The 20170-nt window shown below is 67.7% G+C and carries 21 protein-coding genes and 1 tRNA gene; 13 read left to right on the top strand and 9 right to left on the bottom strand.

Annotation, left to right across the window (positions count from 1 at the left end; all coding sequences use genetic code 11):
* Positions 1-168 precede the first annotated feature (168 nt).
* The gene (locus tag ACFVTM_RS02325; RefSeq protein ID WP_390201728.1) at positions 169-879 is read left to right on the top strand and encodes a FadR/GntR family transcriptional regulator; all 711 of its coding nucleotides are present in this window, start codon (positions 169-171) and stop codon (positions 877-879) included.
* A 51-nt stretch (positions 880-930) separates the two neighbouring features.
* Here the strand turns inward: ACFVTM_RS02325 and ACFVTM_RS02320 are convergent, their stop codons facing one another.
* Entirely contained in the window at positions 931-1188 is a 258-nt protein-coding gene (locus tag ACFVTM_RS02320) for a metal-sensitive transcriptional regulator (RefSeq protein ID WP_390202094.1), read from the bottom strand.
* Positions 1189-1351: 163 nt separating this feature from the next.
* Here ACFVTM_RS02320 and ACFVTM_RS02315 point away from each other — a divergent pair, with 163 nt between their 5' ends.
* The 5 genes from ACFVTM_RS02315 to ACFVTM_RS02295 all read left to right on the top strand — a co-directional run bounded on the left by ACFVTM_RS02315 (position 1352) and on the right by ACFVTM_RS02295 (position 4590).
* Complete coding sequence (locus ACFVTM_RS02315; protein ID WP_390201726.1) at positions 1352-2287, top strand: SGNH/GDSL hydrolase family protein; 936 nt, start codon at positions 1352-1354, stop codon at positions 2285-2287.
* A 52-nt stretch (positions 2288-2339) separates the two neighbouring features.
* Positions 2340-2549: a dodecin gene (locus ACFVTM_RS02310; protein ID WP_011690139.1), complete on the top strand. Its 210-nt coding sequence runs from the start codon at positions 2340-2342 to the stop codon at positions 2547-2549.
* A gap of 100 nt (positions 2550-2649) precedes the next feature.
* Entirely contained in the window at positions 2650-3621 is a 972-nt protein-coding gene (locus ACFVTM_RS02305; protein ID WP_390201725.1) for an aldo/keto reductase, read from the top strand.
* A 154-nt stretch (positions 3622-3775) separates the two neighbouring features.
* A complete protein-coding gene (locus ACFVTM_RS02300; RefSeq protein ID WP_390201723.1) occupies positions 3776-4039 on the top strand; it encodes a GlsB/YeaQ/YmgE family stress response membrane protein in 264 nt (87 codons plus the stop codon).
* Positions 4040-4131: 92 nt separating this feature from the next.
* Entirely contained in the window at positions 4132-4590 is a 459-nt protein-coding gene (locus ACFVTM_RS02295) for a hypothetical protein (protein ID WP_390201722.1), read from the top strand.
* A 61-nt stretch (positions 4591-4651) separates the two neighbouring features.
* On the opposite strand, the gene ACFVTM_RS02290 is transcribed toward ACFVTM_RS02295, so the two are convergent.
* Positions 4652-5494, bottom strand: coding sequence for a putative protein N(5)-glutamine methyltransferase (locus tag ACFVTM_RS02290; protein ID WP_390201720.1), 843 nt, complete (start codon positions 5492-5494; stop codon positions 4652-4654).
* A 230-nt stretch (positions 5495-5724) separates the two neighbouring features.
* Here ACFVTM_RS02290 and ACFVTM_RS02285 point away from each other — a divergent pair, with 230 nt between their 5' ends.
* Positions 5725-6822: a lactonase family protein gene (locus ACFVTM_RS02285; RefSeq protein ID WP_390201718.1), complete on the top strand. Its 1098-nt coding sequence runs from the start codon at positions 5725-5727 to the stop codon at positions 6820-6822.
* A gap of 17 nt (positions 6823-6839) precedes the next feature.
* On the opposite strand, the gene ACFVTM_RS02280 is transcribed toward ACFVTM_RS02285, so the two are convergent.
* The 3 genes from ACFVTM_RS02280 to ACFVTM_RS02270 all read right to left on the bottom strand — a co-directional run bounded on the left by ACFVTM_RS02280 (position 6840) and on the right by ACFVTM_RS02270 (position 7974).
* On the bottom strand, positions 6840-7172 hold the full coding sequence (locus tag ACFVTM_RS02280; RefSeq protein WP_390201717.1) for a hypothetical protein: 333 nt from the start codon (positions 7170-7172) through the stop codon (positions 6840-6842).
* Positions 7173-7233: 61 nt separating this feature from the next.
* Positions 7234-7767 carry a MarR family winged helix-turn-helix transcriptional regulator gene (locus ACFVTM_RS02275; protein WP_390201716.1) on the bottom strand — a complete coding sequence of 178 codons (534 nt, stop codon included), beginning with the start codon at positions 7765-7767 and terminating at the stop codon, positions 7234-7236.
* Positions 7768-7901: 134 nt separating this feature from the next.
* A tRNA-Lys gene (locus ACFVTM_RS02270) sits at positions 7902-7974 on the bottom strand.
* A gap of 203 nt (positions 7975-8177) precedes the next feature.
* On the opposite strand from ACFVTM_RS02270, the gene ACFVTM_RS02265 reads away from it, so the two are divergent.
* The 3 genes from ACFVTM_RS02265 (at position 8178) to ACFVTM_RS02255 (ending at position 10805) form a co-directional block, all read left to right on the top strand.
* The gene (locus ACFVTM_RS02265; RefSeq protein ID WP_390201715.1) at positions 8178-8831 is read left to right on the top strand and encodes a hypothetical protein; all 654 of its coding nucleotides are present in this window, start codon (positions 8178-8180) and stop codon (positions 8829-8831) included.
* 338 nt (positions 8832-9169) lie between these two features.
* Positions 9170-9787 carry a DUF47 domain-containing protein gene (locus ACFVTM_RS02260; RefSeq protein ID WP_390201713.1) on the top strand — a complete coding sequence of 206 codons (618 nt, stop codon included), beginning with the start codon at positions 9170-9172 and terminating at the stop codon, positions 9785-9787.
* Position 9788: 1 nt separating this feature from the next.
* A complete protein-coding gene (locus tag ACFVTM_RS02255; RefSeq protein WP_390201712.1) occupies positions 9789-10805 on the top strand; it encodes an anion permease in 1017 nt (338 codons plus the stop codon).
* Between the two features lie 11 nt (positions 10806-10816).
* Here ACFVTM_RS02255 and pstB read toward each other — a convergent pair whose 3' ends face one another.
* The 4 genes from pstB to pstS form a co-directional block, all read right to left on the bottom strand.
* Positions 10817-11596, bottom strand: a complete 780-nt coding sequence (gene pstB / locus ACFVTM_RS02250) for a phosphate ABC transporter ATP-binding protein PstB (protein WP_390201711.1) — start codon at positions 11594-11596, stop codon at positions 10817-10819.
* 48 nt (positions 11597-11644) lie between these two features.
* Entirely contained in the window at positions 11645-12754 is a 1110-nt protein-coding gene (gene pstA / locus ACFVTM_RS02245; protein ID WP_390201710.1) for a phosphate ABC transporter permease PstA, read from the bottom strand.
* Positions 12755-13687, bottom strand: a complete 933-nt coding sequence (gene pstC, locus ACFVTM_RS02240; RefSeq protein ID WP_390201709.1) for a phosphate ABC transporter permease subunit PstC — start codon at positions 13685-13687, stop codon at positions 12755-12757.
* A gap of 197 nt (positions 13688-13884) precedes the next feature.
* Positions 13885-15006 (bottom strand): phosphate ABC transporter substrate-binding protein PstS, encoded by a 1122-nt coding sequence (pstS, locus tag ACFVTM_RS02235; RefSeq protein ID WP_390201708.1) that lies wholly within the window; start codon positions 15004-15006, stop codon positions 13885-13887.
* 253 nt (positions 15007-15259) lie between these two features.
* On the opposite strand from pstS, the gene ACFVTM_RS02230 reads away from it, so the two are divergent.
* The 3 genes from ACFVTM_RS02230 to ACFVTM_RS02220 all read left to right on the top strand — a co-directional run bounded on the left by ACFVTM_RS02230 (position 15260) and on the right by ACFVTM_RS02220 (position 20170).
* Complete coding sequence (locus ACFVTM_RS02230; protein ID WP_390201707.1) at positions 15260-16387, top strand: aromatic acid exporter family protein; 1128 nt, start codon at positions 15260-15262, stop codon at positions 16385-16387.
* Positions 16388-16466: 79 nt separating this feature from the next.
* Positions 16467-17840, top strand: a complete 1374-nt coding sequence (gene radA / locus ACFVTM_RS02225; RefSeq protein ID WP_390201706.1) for a DNA repair protein RadA — start codon at positions 16467-16469, stop codon at positions 17838-17840.
* Between the two features lie 116 nt (positions 17841-17956).
* Positions 17957-20170 (top strand): heavy metal translocating P-type ATPase, encoded by a 2214-nt coding sequence (locus ACFVTM_RS02220; protein ID WP_390201705.1) that lies wholly within the window; start codon positions 17957-17959, stop codon positions 20168-20170.

Here is a 20170-nt window from a genome sequence, read left to right as displayed (position 1 = left end):
ATCGATCGGTGGAAACCTGCGGCTCTCCGGGAGCCGCAGCAGGAGCAAAATGTAAGATGTCAGACATCTTGCATCTGAATGCTAGTGTGGCATATGGCACAAGGACGCGCAAGTAGACTTGGCCATCGGGAGCACGCCATCAGGCAAAGAGTCGCTGGACGGGGAGAATTGGCTAGGAAATCGCTGGTCGGCGTAGTTGCCGACGAACTGCTGGACCGGATCATTGCCGGCGAGTTCCCGCCCGGCACGAGCGTCCCCGGCGAACTTGAGCTCAGCTCCCGGCACGAAGTCAGCCGGATGACCGTGCGCGAGGCCATGAAGACCCTCGAAGCCCAGCGGATCCTCAGTGTGGAACGGGGCCGCGGCACCTTCGTGAACCCGATCAACCGCTGGGGCTCCCTGGACGCGGTGCTGCGGGCGGCCTCGGAGGGCACCAACGACGCCTCGGCCGCCATCCAGCTCATCGAGCTCCGGCGGATGCTGGAGACGGGCGCCTGCGAACTAGCCGCCGGACGGATGGCAGATGCCGACATCCAGGCCCTCCGCGCACAGGTCGAGCGAATGCGGCAGGCCCATGAGAACAACGATCTTCCGGCGTTCGTCGAGGCCGACCTCGCCTTTCACGACCTCATCCTGCAGGCCTCGGAAAACGTCTTCGTCGCCGTCTTGTTCGAACCGTTGCACCGGGTGCTGGAAAAGCGCCGGACCGAAACGTCCAAAGTGCCGGACATCCAGGAGCATGCGATCGGGCACCACCAGAAAATCGCGGATGCGCTGGCATCACGCGACCCGCGCCGCGCCCGCGACGCCATGGACGCCCACATGCAGCAGACCCTTGACGATCTGAAGACGTTCGTCCTGGCCGACGGCACCGCCTGAAGCCCAATCGCCCGGCGGAGCGCACTGAGGCGAGCGCCTTGGCGGAACTGCTCAGGCCAGCGAGAGGAAGAGCTTTTCGAGTTCTGCCCGGTCCAGGCTGGGGTCTTCCTGCTGCATGCAGTGCTGCAAACCTGTGGCGATAATGGCGAATCCCGCCTTGTCCAGGGCGCTCGAGACGGCCGCCAGCTGGGTCACGACACTCTTGCAGTCGCGGCCTTCCTCGATCATCCTGGTGACTGCCGCGAGCTGCCCCTGGGCGCGGCGAAGCCGGTTGATGACAGGCTTCATGTCGGTGGGATCGAGTTCCATGGGTTCCTCCGGGATCGACGCGTCAGGTTCCACATCATACCCCCCTGAGTATTTTCGGCCCCGGCGGCAGGGGCCTCCCGGGCCGGCGTGAACGCTGCCACGACGCCTCACTAGGGGCATAAGTACCTAGCGCGGCATGGATTATCGGCGTATTGGTGGTGATGTGAACGCCGCCAGGTTCCTCGAGCCGGACGCCGGCCATACCGGCGACAATATTCCCGCCGCGGGGCCGCGGAAGCCAGGGATTCAGGGCTTCGCACTCGATCACTCCGGCGCATGGCGTTCACAGCCCTGGAACCGGTACGTCGCCCTGGGCGATTCGTTCACGGCCGGCGTGGGCGATCCGGAACCGCTGAGCCCCGGAGGCATGCGGGGATGGGCGGACCGCATTGCCGAGGAACTCGGCGAGGGCCGCGGAGAGTTCGGGTACGCAAATCTCGCCATCAGCGGCCTGGTTCTGCGCGAAATCCTCGACCAGCAGCTCGAACCGGCCCTGAACCTGAAACCGGACCTCGTCACCCTCTCGGGCGGCGGGAACGATCTCGTGTTCCATCGCGGCGATCCGGACCGGATGGCCGCTTCCCTCGACGCGGCAGTGGGAGTGCTCTCAGCCACCGGGGCCACGGTGGTCCTGTTCACCGGGCCGGACTGGGGCGAGACCGCCGTGTTCGGGCACATCCGGGGCAAAGTTGCGGTCTTCAACGAAAATATCCGCGTCATCGCCGCCCGGCACCATGTCCTTATTGCTGATTTGTGGGCACTGAGGCAATTGAGCGATCCCCGAATGTGGGATCCGGACCGCCTGCATTTCTCGCCATTGGGACACCACACCATTGCGGCCATGGTCTTGGACACGCTCAGCGTGCCACACCGCCTGCGCCCGCTCGAGCCCAAGCCCATGCCGCCGGGCAGTTGGCGGGAAACCCGGGCCAGTGACCTGGCCTGGGTGGCGCACTACATGCTGCCCTGGATGGTGAGCAGGATCAGGCCTCGGGCCGACGCCTTTCCCCGGCAGGCAAAGCGCCCCCTGCCGGGACCGCCCCCCGGGGTCCCGGATTCCGGGCCCATCCCCCTAGTCCGGCCCGGTTCCGTGGGCTAGTCTGCAGGAACGGCCCACAGCCGGTCATCGATGGCGATCACGAGGAGCGAAGTTGTCTAATCACACCTACAGCATTTCTGAAATTGTCGGAACCTCGAACGAAGGCGTCGATGCGGCGGTCCGGAACGGCATCGCAGAGGCCGCCAAGACCCTCCGGAACCTCGACTGGTTCGAAGTCAAGGAAATCCGCGGTCACCTTGAAAACGGCCAGGTCGCGGACTGGCAGGTCACCATCAAGCTCGGGTTCCGCCTGGAGCGCTGACGCCCGCCTCCGGAGCGCGGGCGGCACACACCCGCCTGCCTTCCGGAGAAAACCCGCAACGCGTCAGGGCGGAGGAGGTCAGGACGGAGAGGAACGCTTCATGCGCTACACGCATCTGGGCCGCTCCGGCCTGACAGTCTCGCGCCTGTGCCTGGGGACCATGAACTTTGGCCCGCAGACCGAGGAAACGCAGGCCTTCGCGATCCTGGACACCGCGCAGGCTGCCGGCATCAATTTCGTCGATACCGCCAATGTGTATGGCGGCTCGAGCCACCGCGGCTGGACCGAGGAAATACTTGGCCGCTGGTTCGCCCAGGGCGGGGAGCGCCGCGAGCGCACGGTACTCGCCACCAAGCTGTTCGGCACCATGACGGACCGGCCCAACGAGTCCAAGCTTTCCGCACTGCACATCCGCCGGGCCCTCGATGCAAGCCTGAAACGGCTGCAGACGGACTACATCGATCTGTACCAGTTCCATCACGTGGACCGGAACACTCCCTGGGACGAGATCTGGCAGGCTATCGAGGTCGCCGTCCAGCAAGGCAAGATCCTGTACACCGGCAGCAGCAACTTCGCCGGCTGGCACATTGCCCGCGCCCAGGAAACCGCCGCCCGCCGCAACTACTACGGGCCGGTCAGCGAACAGTCGATCTACAACCTGCTGACCCGGGACGTGGAACTGGAAGTCATCCCCGCTGCCCAGCAATACGGCCTGGGAATCCTGCCGTGGTCGCCCCTGCACGGCGGCCTGCTGGGCGGGGTGCTGAAGAAGGAGGGCGACGGCGTCCGCCGCATCGCGGGCCGCGCCCTCGAGGCACTCAAATCGCACCAGAAGCAGATTCGGCGCTACGAGGACTTTGCCGCCGAGCTGGGCCAGGACCCGGCAGACGTGGCGCTCGCGTGGCTGCTCCACCAGCCGGCAGTCACCGCTCCGATCATCGGCCCGCGCACGCTGGAGCAGCTCGAATCCTCCGTCAGGGCGCACAAATTGAAGCTCGACGGCGACGCGCTCAAGCGCCTTGACGAGATCTTCCCGGGGCACCGCACGGCACCGGAAGACTACGCCTGGTAGGCGGCATGGGGCTGATTTTTTGGCACCCCGCCGGTCAAACCCAAAGGGCCCCGGGTGGCCCTTTGATACTAAGCATGATTACTATTGAGGCAGAAGGATGAAGCGCACCTGACGATCCGGGTGCCTCCTCTATGAAGAAGAAGGAACGATAAAAATGGGCTTTTTCGCATTTCTGATTCTGGGCCTCATCGCCGGAGCAATCGCTAAGGCTATCCTCCCGGGACGTCAGGGCGGTGGCATCATCATCACCCTGATCCTCGGCGTCGTCGGCGCCCTCCTGGGCGGATTCATCGGCAGCGCACTGTTCGGCGTCGGCATCAACGAGTTCTTCTCGCTGTCGACCTGGCTGCTGGCCATCGGCGGTGCGATCATCGTGCTGCTTGTTTACGGCATGATCAGCCGGCGCTCAGTCCGCTAATACAGAGACTGACCGAAAACCGGTCCTGGGACTTTACCCCGGGGCCGGTTTTTTGCACTATTTTCACTTACGTCAAGGAGCAGGAGAACACAATGAAAGGCAAACTTCTTTTCGTCACCGGACTGGCCGCAGGGTATGTCCTCGGTTCACGGTCGGGTCGCGCCGCCTATGACAAGCTCAAGGCCCGGGGCACGGAACTGTGGCAGAGCAAACCGGTCCAGGACAAGGTGGCCGCGGCGGCCGAAACGGTCAAGGACAAGGCCCCGGAGGTCTCCGAACATCTAGGCGAGGCTGCCCGCCGCGCGGGCACTGTCATCAGCTCCGCCGTTCACCGCGACGCCGGACACGAGGGCACCTCCGCGGCCACGCAGGGACCGGCCACGCAGGGAACAGGGTCCGGAACAGCTGTGCCCGGAAGGCGCATACCTGTGGTCCGCGATGTCGGCTCCGACCCCGCGCTCACTGCCCAGGAGGGCCAGGACTGGTCAGACGAGGGCGGCGCCACCCCGGCCGGCCCCGCCACCAGCGTGGACCCGGACAAGATGCCCTAAGTGTTCTGCTCAAGATCCGCCGCGGCCGTGCCCGGGTAGCTGCCCTCGGCCGGCGGGCGGCTCAGCGGGAAAACTGCTGCGCGCCGGCCACCACCGTGGCCCCCAGCTCCGCCGACCGCAGCACCCGGGGCGTAAGTCCGTGACTGCGAAGGATTTCGGCTGTCTGCGGAGCCTGCCTGCGGCTGGTTTCGATCAGCACGTGGCCGTCTGGCGCCAGCCACTGCCGTGCGCCGGCGGCTACCCGGCGCTGTACCTCCAGCCCGTCTTCTCCGCCGTCGAGGCAGGCCCGCGGTTCATGCACGCGCGCCTCCTGCGGCATGGTTTCGATGTCCGCCGAGGGAACATAGGGGGCATTGACGGCCAGCAGCCGGACGCGGCCACGGAGCCCCTCCGGGAGCGGATCATAGAGGTCCCCCTCGTGGACTTCCCCGCCCACGAGCAGGACGTTCGTGCGCGCACACGCCACGGCGGCGGGGTCGATATCGGCGCAATGGAGTTCGATAGGCGCGTCAGCGGGGCTGGCGAGCGCGGCCAGCGCCGTTCCGACTGCGCCGGAGCCGCAACAGAGATCAACAACGACCGGCGCGGGCCGGCCTGCCTCGGCTGGCTCCTGCCGCCAGGTGTCCAGGAGCGCGGCGGCCCGCCGAACGAGGAATTCCGTCCGTCGCCGCGGCACGAAGACACCGGCGTCGACGGCGATGCGGAGTCCGCAGAATTCCGCCCAGCCGAGAATGTGTTCAAGCGGGAGCCCGGCGACCCTCCGGCTGGCCATCTCATCGAGTGCCGCTGGCGTCGGGGCGGCGGCGATCAGCAGGCGGGCCTCGTCTTCGGCGAACACACAGCCGGCCGCTCGGAGCCTGGCCGTGAGTCTCTGGTGCGGGGAATCATGGCGGATTAGTGGCATGGGAGTGCCTTTCGGTCTGGTGTCAGACGCCCTCACCGTGAGCTGGCCGCAGCCGGCACCGCTGGGAGGGCGCCCTTTCTGGACTTGCGTGAACGGGACCCACCTCCTTCGGCTGCAGTTGCCCGGACTCCCCATGCTACCCAAGGCCCCGCTCCCGCCGGGATCGGGCCCGCCGCGGCAGGCCCGGCGGTTTGCCTCTACTGGGCAGGCCCGGCTGGCAGGATGTCAGGATGGATTCTTTCGCCGCACAAGACCTCATCTGGACCGGCTCGTACACGGCGGACGCTGGCGGCAGCGGCTCGGGGATCGGTGCCATCGCCGCGGCGGCCGACGGCACCCTGCGCTGGCTCGGTGTTGCGGCGGGGGCCGACTCTCCGTCCTTCCTGGCGGTCCACCCCACGCTTCCCGTGGTCTACGCCGTTGCCGAGCATGCACGGACCGTCCGGGCCTACCGCCGGGACGGCGCGTTTGGCCTGGTGCCCGCGGGCCCGGCTTGGCCGGCCGGCGATGCGGCCTGCCATGTCGCCGTCGAGCCCTCCGGCCGCTTCCTGGTGGTCTGCTGCTGGGGCGACGGCCAGGTGCTGTTCTACGAGCTCGCCGCCGACGGCGGAATCCTGGACCGTGCCGCCGCCGCCGAGTCCCGCGACCCGCACGAGGGCACTCTCGACGCAGACGCCAAACAACCGAAGCGGCCCAGCCGCGCCCACGCCGCGCTGATGCTGGCCGATGGCCGGGTGATGACCACGGATCTGGGCCATGACCTCCTGCGGATCTGGAACATCCGTACCGGTCCCGGGCCGGCGCTGCGGCCGGTCCTGGATCACGAGGTGGTCCTGCCGCAGGGCAGTGGCCCCCGGCACCTGGTCCAGCACCCCGGCGGACACGTCTTTGTGGTGACCGAGTATTCAATCGAGGTGGCAGTGGCCGAGCTGTCGCCGGCCTTCGGGGACTTCCGTCTCGGTTTCGTCGGGCCCGCCACCGCCGGCGGGGCGCTGCCGGGAGATTCGGCGGCCGAGATCGCGCTGGCGGCCGACGGCAGGCACGCCTACGTGGGCGTGCGCGGCTCGAACCGGGTCAGCGTACTGGACGTGGAGGCCGGAGGCGCGGCACTGCACCCGGTGGCCGATGTTCCCAGCGGCGGCGACTGGCCCCGGCACCATGTGGTCCGCGATGGATTGCTCCACGTCGCCCACGAACGCTCGGGGGATGTCGTGACGTTTCCCCTGGACGCGGGTTCAGGGGTGCCAAGGGCCCCGGCGGGCCGGCTGGCGGTAGCGTCCGCGACTGCACTCGTACCGGCGCGGGCCGGGCTCGCGCTACCGGGCTGAAGGCGGGCGCCCGGCGGTCAGAGGCTGGGTCCGTATGCCTCGACAGGGCCGGCGGTACGCTGCTCGACGCCGTCGAGCTGGAAACCGCAGCGGCAGCGCCACAGGGCAGGCAGGGCCGCGGAAGGGTCAACGGGTCCGAGCGAGTAGGAAGACGTTGCGGCCGGCTCTTGGGAGCGCCAGGCCATGGGGGTTCCGCAGTGCTGCGGGGGCCGGCTGTCGGGCGCCCAGGGCCGGACCATATCGGGGAGCGTAACGTCCGGGAGGGTCCAGCCGGCGTCGGCCAGCGCTGCGCGTCCGGCGGGCAGGGTTCCGTCGCCGGAGCCCCCGGGCAGGGTTGCGGATCCAGTCACGACGCTTACTCCTTTGACAGCGAAAACAGGTAGTAAGCATACATACGAATAGTTGGCCGAGCTAATTAGTCCGGCAGGCTGGATGCGCCCTCCCGGGCTCCCGCTTAGCCCGCCCTTCGCCAATCGCCTCGCCCATCCGGCGCAGAAAGGTGATGACCACCCGGGCGTCCTCGGCGCTCATGGACTCAGCCACCTCCATCATCCGGCGGTGCATCTGGCCCAGTGTGGCGCGGACTTCGGAGTCCGTGGCGGCCGTCGGCACGATCACGAGCGAGCGCCGGTCGGTCGGGTGCGGCTCGCGCCTGACGTGCCCGCTGGCCACCAGCCGGTCGATCAGCGACGTCGTGGAGGCGGTGGTAATTCCCAGGGTGCGGCTGATGTCCTTGGGTCCTACGCGTTCGCCGGTGGCCTTGGCCCGCAGCAGGTAGCGCAGGGCCAGCAGGTCCGTCTCGCCCACCCCCATCGAATCGCGCGTGGACCGCCGGGTCGCCACCTCCGAGATCCTGTAGTCGCGGAGGGCCTGCAGGATGGCCGCGGGAGGGTCCAGGCTGTCATCGGGGCCGTACCAGTATCCGGAGGCGCCGTGGGAGTCCATCCGGCAAGCCTAGCCGAACTGGTATCTAGCCTGCCGTGCAATCCGAGCTGCTGTACTCCAAGCGCCCGCAACACAAAAAATCCCCGGCCTCCTGCTGCCAGGAAGCCGGGGATTTCCACTCTTCGCTAAAAGAGTGGGCCCTGTGGGGATCGAACCCACGACCCACGGATTAAAAGTCCGATGCTCTACCAACTGAGCTAAAGGCCCCAACTGATAGCCCCGAACCAGCGGATAAATCCGTTGCCACGGCGCGTGTCAGCCCAGTCCATTTCTGGACGTTAATACTGTACCCCAGACCTGGGCCGACTTTTTTCACGCTGCCAGGACCGGCGTCGTCCGTCATTGGAGCCACCGGCAGCGTGACCGGCCCGATCCTCGATTCCCCGGCGGCACTGGAGTAGCGTGGGGGCATGAACGAGCAAGCAGGATCAAGCTCCCCCGGCCCGCGGCACCACAAGCCGAAACCCTTCGCGCCGATCGACTTTGAGCCGTTCGCCGGCGGGGCCGATCCCGCCCGCGTCTCGGAGGCCGCCCACCTGGCCGCGCAGGCGCTGGTGCGCCGCGGCCGTGACAGCGACGACCCCAAAGTCACCAAGCGGCTCGTGAAACTCGCTGATGAGCAGGGCCTCGAAGCGATCGCCGAAATGTGGGCCGAAAGCCCGGCCCGGTCCCTCCCCGGCGCCCTGTGGCGCCTGTACGCCCTGCGGGCCGCCACCATCCAGGATCCCGAACGGATCTCCGTCTACTTCAAGGCGGGCAAGGACACGGCCCAGGTTTCGCATGTGGTGGCCGGCGCCGCCGAACCGCCGGGCGCGGATGAAATGAAATCCATGGCGGACGCCATCCTCTCCGGGGCGTTCGACGGCGACTTCGACGTCGCGCTGGAACGTTCTGCAGCGTTCTGCCGCGTGGTGGCCCTGGGCCAGGCAACAATTGCGGACAACGCCGAGCACAGCAACGAGAACCACGCCAGCAAGCTCACCCGCAACTCCCACCTGCTGGTCAAGACGGCCGAGGACCTCGAACACGCCGCCAACGCGTGGCGGCTGGGCGAACTGGACTAAGCGAACTGGACTAGGGGTTACCACGCACGGCGGGGGCAGGCTGTCAATGTTGACTTGAAAGAACCTACGTAGAAAACTGAAAGCGGTGCCGAACCGCGAAACCCCCGGGCTTCAACATTTAGCCGCCTAGAGCGGCCTACCGCCGAGAGGCGTATCCGGTTCGGCACCATTTTCATGCCCATTTTGATTGAGGGCGTGCCTGCGCTGTCATATGCCGCGTCCGGCCGGTCCGGGCCCGACGCGGACGGTAAAGTAATGCGCATGCGCTGGTCTCCGTCAAGTCACACGTCCGGCCGCCCCTACCCGCGACGCTCTCCTCGGAAGACCGGTGACACCACGTGAAGCTGCGCCTGTTCCCGCAGGAGTCTGCAGGACTGGACCTGCTCTCACAGATGGCGCGCCAGATCGTGCTGGCGACCGGAACGCTCTCGGAGATCCTCGGCGCCCCGGCCAGTGAGCATGCCCGGCTGGTGGAGGACATGCACAACCACGAGGCAAAGTCGGCGGAACTGCACTTTGCCCTTCTGACCCATATGCGCACCAGCTTCGTGAATCCCCTGCCCCGCGAGGACATGTACACACTGTCCCGCTTCCTGAACGAGGCCATCGAGAAACTCGACGCCGCCGCCGAGCTCGTGTCCCTCTACAAGCTCGAACGGCTGCCCAGGCGCGCAGCGGACCAGCTCGAAATCATCAGCCGCCAGGCCGAACTCACGGTCGATGCCATGCGTAAGCTGAACAACCTGGATGACCTCGAGGACTACTGGATCGAGATCCTCCGGCTGGCCAAACGCGCCGAACGCACCCACCGGGTCTGGGTCGCGGACATGCTCCACGAGATGAAGGCGATGCAGTACGCGCGCAACCGCGACATCGCGAACCAGCTGGTGGAAGTCACGAAGGATATGCGCCGGATCGCCACCCAGGTGGGCAGCATCATCGTCAAGGAATCCTGACGTGGTGCTGTTCTTCCTTGCCCTGGTGCTGCTCTGCGCCGGGGCCTTCGCATTCCTCAACGGCTTCAGGGACGCGTCCTCGTCGGTGGCGCTGGCCGTGCGGACGCGGGCGCTGACCCCAACGGTGGCGGTACTGCTGGCCAGCCTGTTCAACTTCATCGGCGCCGGACTGAGCGCCGCCCTGGCGCTGGCCGTCAGCCAGGCGTGGTTGACGCTGCCGTCGGGTACGAACGGCCTGACGATTCTGCTCGCCGCGCTGGTGAGCGCCATCCTCTGGGGCATCTATATGTGGTGGCGCGGCATCCCGGCCTCCTCCACGCACGCCCTGGTCGGCGGGCTCGCGGGGGCAGGCGTTGCGAGCGTCGCCGTCGGCGGTAACCCCGTCACCGGCGTTGACGCCTCGCTCCTGTACCAGGTGGCGCTCCCGCTGCTGGTCTCTCCGGTGATCGCGTACGTCGGGTCGTTCCTGCTGGTCTGGCCTGCCAGCTGGGCCGCCCGCTACACGCCGCCGAATGTCGTCAACACCCGGTCCCGGCGGGCCCAGGCCATTGCGGCCGGCGCCGTCGCCTTCGGCCACGGGTTGCAGGACGGCCAGCGCACCAGTGCGGTGGTGATCCTGGCACTGCTGGCGGCGGGGCTCTCCGACGGCGGCTCCGTGCCGGTGTGGGTGGCCGTGATGACGGCCGTCCTGCTGGCGGCCGGGACCCTGGCGGGCGGCTGGCGGATTTCCTACACCGTCGGCTACCGGCTGACCCGGATCGACCCCCTGCGCGGATTCGTCGCGCAGATGTACAGTTCGGTGATGCTGCTCGTGGGTGCGATCGGGCTGCACTGGCCCGTCTCCACGACAAACACGGTGACGGCGGCAACACTGGGGGCCGGCGCCAACCAGTGCTTTTCGGGCACCGACCGCCGGCTGGTGATCCGCATCCTGGCGTTCTGGGCCCTGACCCCGCTGGCCACCGCCGCCGCAGCGTTCGTGCTTCAGCTGGCGCTCTCGCCGGTGGCCGGCCTGTAAGGGATTTGCGGTTATCCGAAGCGGCCGGAGACGTAGTCCTCGGTGGCCTTCTCGGTCGGGTTGCTGAAGATCGTCGGAGTGTCACCGAACTCGATCAGCTTGCCCGGCTTGCCGGTACCGGCGATGTTGAAAAAGGCCGTCTTGTCCGACACGCGGGCCGCCTGCTGCATGTTGTGCGTCACGATCACCACCGTGTACTGGTCCTTGAGCTCGTTGATGAGGTCCTCAATGGCCAGCGTCGAGATCGGGTCCAGGGCGGAGCAGGGCTCGTCCATGAGGATCACCTGGGGCTCCACGGCTATCGCCCGGGCGATGCACAGGCGCTGCTGCTGGCCACCGGAGAGGCCGGAGCCGGGCTTGGACAGGCGGTCCTTGACCTCGTTCCACAGGTTCGCCCCCTGCAGGGACCGCTCGACCAGCACGTCGGCCTCGCCCTTGGAGATCTTCTTGTTGTTCAGCTTCACGCCGGCCAGCACGTTGTCCCGGATGGACATGGTGGGGAACGGGTTGGGGCGCTGGAACACCATGCCGATCTGCGAACGCACGGTGACAGGATCGACGCCGGGGCCGTACAGGTTGTCCCCGTCCAGCAGCACCTCGCCCTCAACCGTTGCCCCGGGAATGACCTCGTGCATCCGGTTCAGGGTGCGCAAGAAGGTGGATTTGCCGCAGCCCGACGGGCCGATGAAGGCCGTGACGGACTTGGCGTCGATGTTGATGTTGACGCCTTCGACGGCCAGGAATTTGCTGTAATAGACGTTCAGGTCTTTGACGTCGATGCGCTTAGACATGGTGTTCCTTCACTTGCTGGAGGTTTGAGCGGCGGGCGCGGCGGTAGCCTAGCGGCCGTTCTTGGGGGCGAAGACGCGGGCGATCAGGCGGGCGCCGAGGTTGAGCAGCATCACCAGGATGATGAGCACCAGGGCCGCGCCCCAGGCCCGTTCGGAAGACGGATCCGGGTTGGACGGCGAGGTGGGGTTCAGGATCTGGGTGTAGATGAACGTCGGCAGCGAGGCCATCCAGCCGCTGAACACGTTGGTGTTGATGGTGGTCGCGAACCCGGCGGTGACCAGGATCGGCGCGGTTTCACCGATCACGCGGGCGATCGCCAGGGTGATGCCGGACGCGATGCCGGAGATCGCCGTCGGCAGGACCACTTTGAGGATGGTCCGCCACTTGCGGACGCCGAGGGCGTAGGCGGCCTCGCGGAGCTCGTTGGGCACGATCTTGAGCATTTCCTCGCTGGAGCGGACCACCACCGGGATCATGAGTACAGAGAGCGCGACGGCGGCGACGGCGCCCGTCTTGGTGCCCGGGCCGACCAGCGCAAAGAAGGCGGCGGCGGCAAACAGGCCCGCGACAATAGAGGGGATGCCGGTCATCACGTCCACGAAGAAGGTGATGGCCCGGGCCAGCGCACGGTCCTCGCCGTATTCCACGAGGTAGATCGCGGTCAGCAGGCCCACCGGGACCGAGATGAGGGTGGCGAGCACCGTGATCAGCAGGGTGCCCATGAGCGCGTGGTAGATGCCGCCCAGCAAGGGGGCACCTTCCTCGACGGTCTTGTTGTCGAAGGCGCCGGTGACGCCGTTCATGGAGGTGGTGAGGAACCCGGGGTCCAGGAGTCCGGGGAGCCCGTTGACCAGCACCGTCCAGATCACCGAAAACAGGGGCAGCAGGGCAACCAGGAAGGCTCCCACCACCAGGCAGGTGGCCAGCTTGTCCTTGGCCTTGCGGGCGCCTTCGACAACAAGGCTCCAGCCCACCAGTCCGGCGGCAAAGAGGATGCCGGAGACGATCCCCCAGCCGAAGGCGTTGAAACCAATCAGGGCCAGGATCGCCGCGCCAAGGACCAGGGCAACGGCGAGGACAATGTACGGCGCGGCCTTGGGCAACTGCCCTTTGGTCAGTGCCGAGCGTTTGCGTACCGGGGTCAGGGTGGAGGTCATTTAGTTGGCTCCCGAGAATTCTTTGTGCCGGGTGATGATCCCGCGGGCGATCATGTTCACGCCGAGGGTGATGACGAACAGCACCAGGCCGGCGGCGATCAGCGTGCTGACCTTCAGTCCGCTGGCCTCGGGGAAGTTCAGGGCGATTTCGGCAGCAATGGTCTGGTTCCCGCTCTGGATCAGGCTGGCAGTCAGGGCTCCGGAGGACAAGACCAGCGCCACGGCCATGGTCTCGCCGAGGGCCCGGCCGAGTCCGAGCATCACGGCGCTGATGACTCCGGGCCGGCCGAACGGCAGGACGGTCATCCGGATCATCTCCCAGCGGGTGGCGCCGAGGGCCAGCGCGGCCTCTTCGTGCAGCTTGGGGGTCTGCAGGAAGATTTCGCGGCTTAGGGAGGTGATGATCGGCAGGACCATGACGGCGAGGACAATTCCGGCCGTGAGGATGGTCTTTCCCGTGGCCGAGGCGGGACCTTGGAAGATCGGCAGCCAGCCCATGTTGTTGGCCAGCCAGTTGTAGGCCGGGGAGATTTCCTTGGCGAGGAACGCAACACCCCAGGCACCGTAGACCACGGAAGGGATCGCGGCGAGCAGGTCAATCACGTAGCCCAGTCCGGAGGCGAGCTTACGCGGGGCGAAGTGCGAAATGAACAGCGCGACGCCGATCGCGATGGGCGTCGCGATCATCAGTGCGATCACCGAGGCGATGAGGGTGCCGATGACGAGCGGCCAGATGTAGGTGAAGAATCCTTCGCCGCCCTGGATCTTGTCCGGCGAAGCCACGAGGGCCGGGAACGCCTGGATGACCAGGAACAGTGCCACGCCGAAGAGCACGACGAGGATCAGACACCCTGCCGCCAAGGCGGCTGCGGAAAAGACTTTGTCGCCGGTGTGGCCTGCGCCCCGGGACTTGGTCAGGGAGGTGGTGGTCACTTCACGGTCCTTCGGTTTGGATAGGGATCCGGGTGCCGGCTGCGGAGGCCTCCGCGGCCGGTGTCCGGCAAATCTTGGTGTTTGGAACAAACGCGTCGGTTCCCTGCTCCATGGCGGCCGCCGGTGACGGCCGCCATGATGCAGGGAACCTTGATCAGGCTCGTGTTTCCACTATGCCTCGCGATGCAGCGTTATCCCTAGGCCTTGGCCTTGACGGTGTCGACGGCAGCGATTGCCTTGTCCTGGAGGGTCTTGGACAGCGGCGCCGACTTGGCGGCGTCGGCGGCGGCCTGCTGGCCGGCGTCGGAGGCTGCGTACTTGACGAAGGCCTTGACCAGGTCAGCGGTGGCCTGCGTGTCGTAGGTGCTGCAGACGATGTGGTAGGACACCAGGACGATCGGGTAGGCGCCCGCGATGGTGGTGGTGCGGTCCAGCTTGATGGCGAGGTCGTTGGCGTTGCGGCCCTCAACCGGCTTGCCGGCGTCGACAGCCTTGGCGGCAGCGTCGGCGGAGATCTTGGTGAAGGAGTCTCCGACCTTGATCTGTGCCGTGCCGAGCTTGCCGCTCACAGCCGAGTCGTCGGCGTAGGTGACCGCGCCGGGGGTGTCGGTGACGGTCTTGACGACGCCGGATGTGCCCTTGGCGTTCTCGCCCTTCAGGCTTGCAGGCCAGATGCCAGCGGCCTTGTCGGTCCAAACCTCGGGGGCGACGGCGGACAGGTAGTCGGTGAAGTTGGAGGTGGTGCCGGAGTCATCCGAGCGGTTCACCGGGGTGACCTTGAGGTCCGGAAGCTTGGCGTCCGGGTTCAGGGCCGCGATGGCGGGGTCGTTCCAGTTGGCGATCTCGCCGCGGAAGATCTTGGCGACGGTGGCAGCGTCAAGCTTCAGGTCCGTGATGCCCGGCAGGTTGAAGGCCACGGCGATCGGGGAAATGTAGACCGGGATGTCGAGGGCGCCGTCGGCGCCGCACTTGTCCTTGGAGCTGGCGAGCTCGTCATCCTTGAGGTAGGCGTCGGAGCCGGCGAACTGAGCCGAGCCGTCGAGGATCGCCTTGCGCCCGGCGCCGGAACCGTCCGGTGAGTACTGCACAGTGGCGCCCTGGTTCGCAGTAGCGAAGTTGGTCTTCCAGACATCCATGGCTGCGCCCTGGGCGGAAGAGCCGATACCGGTCAGAGTGCCGGTGACCTTGGGGCCGGACGCGGACGGCGCCGCGGTCTGGGCCGTGTTGGTTGCGTTGTCCGAACCGCAAGCGGTCAGCGCGAGTGCGCCGGCGGCGATAACAGCGATAGCCGCGTTGCGGCCGAAGCGGAGAGCCTTCACTTAGATGTACCCCTTTCAGGGCTTTGCGTGCTGGGCCGGAGAAGGCCAGCTAAGGATGCGTACGGATTTGTACCTTTACCGACGGTAGGTGGCCCAGGTGAAGAGAATTGCGGACCAAAGTGAACGGCCGGTTAACGACGCCGGGCCATTGGCTTACATCTGCCGGGGAGCCATTGTGTTCTGTGGGTCACAGTCGTATCGGTGGAGCCGGGTGGTGCCGGCCGCCCCGGGGGCAGCAAATAGACTGGAGGACATGGCCTCCGCGACTGGATTCTCCGCAAGCGCACGATTCCTGCGCGGACGGGTCCGCACCGGCTTTGTCCGGAGCCGCAACTCCCTGGGTCCGGCCATCCAGATGACCACTTGCGCCGTGGGCGCCTACGCGTTCGCCGAATACGTCCTGGGCCACAACGGGCCGTTGTTTGCGGCCACGTCATCCCTGATTGCCCTCGGCTTTTCCCGCGACCCCAGGCTGCGCCGCGTCATCGAGGTGGGCCTGGGCTGCACGCTCGGCATCGTGGTCGGCGACTTGCTGCTGCACTGGCTGGGCTCCGGAATCTGGCAGGCCGCCGTCGTTCTCCTTTTCTCCATCCTGCTGGCCAGGTTCCTGGACAGCGGCACCATCTTCACCACCCAGCTGGGCCTGCAGTCCGTGCTCGTGGTGCTCCTGCCCGCGCCGATCGGCGGCCCATTCACCCGCAGCATCGACGCCGTGGTGGGCGGGGTGTTTGCGCTGCTGATGACCATCCTGGTTCCCAAGGATCCCCGGCGTGAACCCCGCAATGACGTCAAAAAGCTGCTCCACGAGCTCGCCGAGGTGCTGCGGGAATGCGCCTCGGCGCTAAGCTACAGCGATTCCACCCAGGCCTGGCATGCCCTCATCCGGGGGCGGAACTGCCAGCCCCTCGTCGATGCCATGCGCCAGACGCTGCGGGCCTCCGGCGAGGTGGCCACCCTGGCCCCGGCCTACCGGCGGCACCGGGAAGAGCTGGACCAGATGGAGCAGTCACTGGACTACATCGACCTCGCGCTGCGCAACAGCCGGGTCTTTGCGCGGCGCCTGACCAGCGCCATCAACCATGCGGCGCTCTCGGACGAGGCCACCCAGAACATCGCCGAGGTCCTGCAGGAGACGGCCGCCGCCGTCGACGAGCTGTCGCTGGGCCTGGCGGAAGTGCACGACGGCGCCCGCCGCGCCCACCTGCGGACCGCCCGGGCCGAATTGCGGGAGATTGCCGTCCGCCTGCATCCGAGAATGCTGGGGGTCCAGCTGCTCGAGGGCGAAACGGTGGTCATGCTGTTCCGCCCGCTCATGGTGGACCTGCTCGAGGCCGCCGGCGTGGATTCCAAGGAAGCCCGGGACATCCTTCCCCCGCTGTAGCCGCCGCAGCGGCCGGCGGCCCGGCCCACAGAGCCCGCCGGCGCGCTTCGTTGTCGCCGGCCCCCGATAGTGTGGACCAATGGCTACGAAGACTTCCCGGGGGCCCAAGGCGCCCGGCTACAAATGCGCCGAATGCGGCTGGACCACGGTCAAGTGGGTGGGCCGCTGCGGCGAGTGCCAGGCCTGGGGCAGTGTTGAGGAGACCGGCGCCGCGGTTGCCCGGACGACGGCGGCCACAACAGTCCTTGAACCGGCCCGCCGGATCGCCGACGTCGATGCCACCACCGCGGCTTTCCTGCCCACCGGCGTGGATGAACTGGACCGCGTGCTCGGCGGCGGGCTGGTGCCCGGCGCCGTCATCCTGCTCGCCGGCGAACCCGGGGTGGGCAAGTCCACACTCCTGCTGGATGTCGCGGCCAAGTTCGCCCGCACCGCGCAGGACGTCCTCTACATCACCGGCGAGGAATCCGCCGCCCAGGTCAAGCTGCGCGCGGACCGGATCGACGCCGTGGCAGAGTCCCTGTACCTCTCCGCCGAAACGGACCTCGGGCAGGCCCTGGGGCAGGTGGAGAAGCTGGAGCCGCGGCTGCTGGTGGTGGACTCCGTCCAGACCCTCAGCAGCGCCGACGTCGAGGGCAGCGCCGGAGGGGTGTCCCAGGTGCGGGAGGTCGCGGCCTCCCTGATCGCCGCGGCCAAGCGCCGCAACATGACAACGCTGCTGGTCGGGCACGTGACCAAGGACGGTTCGATCGCCGGGCCCCGGCTCCTGGAGCACCTCGTGGACGTCGTCTGCCAGTTCGAGGGCGAACGGCATTCGCGGCTGCGGCTGCTGCGCGCCGTCAAGAACCGCTACGGGCCTACCGACGACGTCGGCTGCTTCGATTTGAACGAGGACGGCATCGCCGGCCTCGCGGACCCCAGTGGACTGTTCGTCTCGCGCACCAAGGAGCCCGTTTCCGGAACGTGCATCACGGTCACGCTGGAGGGCCGCAGGCCGCTGCTGGCCGAGGTCCAGTCGCTGCTCGCCGAGAGCGCCAGTTCCCAGCCCCGCCGTGCCACCAGCGGGCTGGACAGCTCGCGTGTGGCGATGCTGCTGGCCGTGCTGCAGCAGCGCGCCGGCTGCCTGCTGAATAAGGACGACTCGTACGTGGCCACGGTTGGCGGGGTGAAGCTCAGCGAACCCGCCACCGACCTCGCTGTGGCCCTGGCGGTGGCGTCCGCCAAGGCCAAGAAGCCGCTCCCCCAGCGGCTCATTGCCTTCGGCGAGGTGGGCCTGGCCGGCGAAGTCCGTCCGGTGCCCGGCATCAACCAGCGCATCCAGGAGGCGCACCGGCTTGGCTTCACCCACGCCGTGGTGCCGGCCAGCCCCAACGGGCACGGCCCGGTTCCCGCCGGGTTCTCGGTCCGCGAGGTGGGCCACCTTGCCGAGGCCCTGGGACTGCTGATCAGCTGACGGCCCGCCTGACGGGCGCGGAGGTTCGCTGAAGCCGCACCCTCTTGTGCACAATACCCCCAGGGGGTATCTTGGTGATCCTGTACATGACTGGCCATCCTTCAGGAGCGCACACCATGGACCACCGGCACAGCAGTCGAGACCTCGGTCCGGGCATGGACCCCGGCACCGGGAATCACAGCATCGGGACTCAGGGCCCCGGCCATCAGGGCACTCACGGGACGCTGCACGGCGGCCAGGCAGGGCATCCTGCCGGTCCCGCGGCAGCCTCCACTGCCGGCCCCGCCAGGGATGATCACGTGGTCCACAGCCACGGCCAGCATGCCGGGCACAGCGTCGCGATGTTCAGGGACAGGTTCTGGCTGACAGTGGTCCTGGCCGTTCCCGTGGTCTTCTTCAGCCCCATGTTCGCGGAGCTCCTGGGCTACCAGCCGCCGGTGTTTCCGGGCTCTGCCTGGATTCCGCCCGTGTTCGGCACGGCGATCTTCATCTACGGCGGCCAGCCGTTCATCAGGGGCGGCCTCAACGAACTGAGGACACGCAAGCCCGGGATGATGCTGCTGATCGCCATGGCCATTAGCGTGGCGTTCATTGCCTCATGGGTGACCAGCCTGGGCCTTGGCGGCTTCGACCTCGACTTCTGGTGGGAGCTGGCGCTGCTCGTTCCGATCATGCTGCTGGGCCACTGGCTCGAGATGCGGGCCCTCGGTTCGGCGCAGGGCGCACTGGACGCACTGGCGGCGCTGCTGCCCGATGAGGCGGAACGCGTCACCGGCACTGGCACTGGCACGGGCACGGAGACCGTCAGCGTCTCCCTGCTCCGCGCCGGAGACACCATCCTGGTCCGCCCCGGCGGACGGATGCCGGCGGACGGCACGGTCAGCGACGGCCGGGCGGAGTTCGACGAATCGATGATCACCGGCGAGTCGAGAACGGTCCTGCGGTCACCGGGTGATCCTGTGGTGGCCGGTACCATCGCCACGGACAACTCCGTGCGGGTCCGGGTCTCAGCCATCGGCGAGGACACCGCCCTGGCCGGGATCCAGCGCCTCGTGGCAGAGGCGCAGGCATCCTCCTCCCGGGCCCAGGCCCTGGCCGACAGGGCTGCTGCGTTCCTCTTCTACTTCGCCGCAGGCACCGGCGCCCTGACCTTCATCGCCTGGACCCTGATGGGCAGCGTCACCGAGGCCGTCACCCGCACCGTGACGGTCCTCGTGATCGCTTGCCCCCACGCCCTGGGGCTCGCCATCCCGCTCGTCATCGCCATCTCCACGGAGCGGGCCGCCCGGGCCGGTGTCCTGATCAAGAACCGGATGGCGCTGGAGCGCATGCGCACGGTCGACGTCGTGCTGTTCGACAAGACCGGAACCCTGACCAGGGGCAAGCCCGAACTAAAGGAAATCGCCGCGTCCGCAGGCATAGGGACGGACAGAGCCTCCGGCCGGGACGCAGTGCTGGCCCTCGCCGCCGCCGTAGAGGCGGACAGCGAACATCCGGCGGCCCGCTCGATCGTTGCCGCGGCCCGGGAGCGGGGTCTGGGGATCCCGACGGCGGAGGGGTTCACCGCGCTGACAGGCCGCGGAGCCCGGGCCACGGTCGATGGCCGGGTAGTTCACGTGGGCGGCCCGGCCCTGCTCAGGGAACTCGGCCTGCCGGAACCGGAGAAGCTGGCTGCCGCCACCGGCGACTGGCTGGCGCGCGGCGCGGCCGTGCTTCATGTGGTGGACGGCGGAGCTGTAGTGGGCGCGGTCAGCCTGGAGGATTCCGTGCGGCCCGAGTCGCGCCAGGCCGTCCGTGCCCTCCAGGCACGCGGCATCACGGTTGCCATGGTCACCGGCGACGCCCGGCAGGTGGCGGGCGCCGTCGCCGCCGAGCTCAACATCGATGAAGTGTTCGCCGAGGTCCTCCCGGCCGACAAAGACAAGAAAGTCGCGGAGCTGCAGGGCCGCGGACTGAAGGTGGCCATGGTAGGCGACGGCGTCAACGACTCCCCGGCCCTGGCCCGCGCGGAGGTGGGGATCGCGATTGGCGGGGGCACGGATGTGGCGGTGGAATCGGCTGGCGTGGTCCTGGCCGGCGACGATCCCCGGGCCGTGCTGTCGCTGCTCGAGCTGTCCAGGGCGAGCTACCGGAAGATGTGGCAGAACCTTGTCTGGGCCACCGGATACAACATCATTTCGGTGCCGCTGGCGGCCGGCGTCCTCGCCTTCGCCGGGGTGGTCCTCTCCCCCGCCGCGGGCGCGCTGATGATGTCGGCCTCGACCATAGTGGTTGCCCTGAACGCGCAGCTGCTGCGCAGGCTCAACCTTGATCCGGCCGCGGCCAGCTGA

Source organism: Arthrobacter sp. NPDC058130 (genome assembly GCF_042884475.1).
GTDB lineage: Bacteria > Actinomycetota > Actinomycetes > Actinomycetales > Micrococcaceae > Arthrobacter.
Note: the sequence above shows the minus strand (reverse complement) of the source record. Positions and strands in the feature narration are given on the sequence as shown.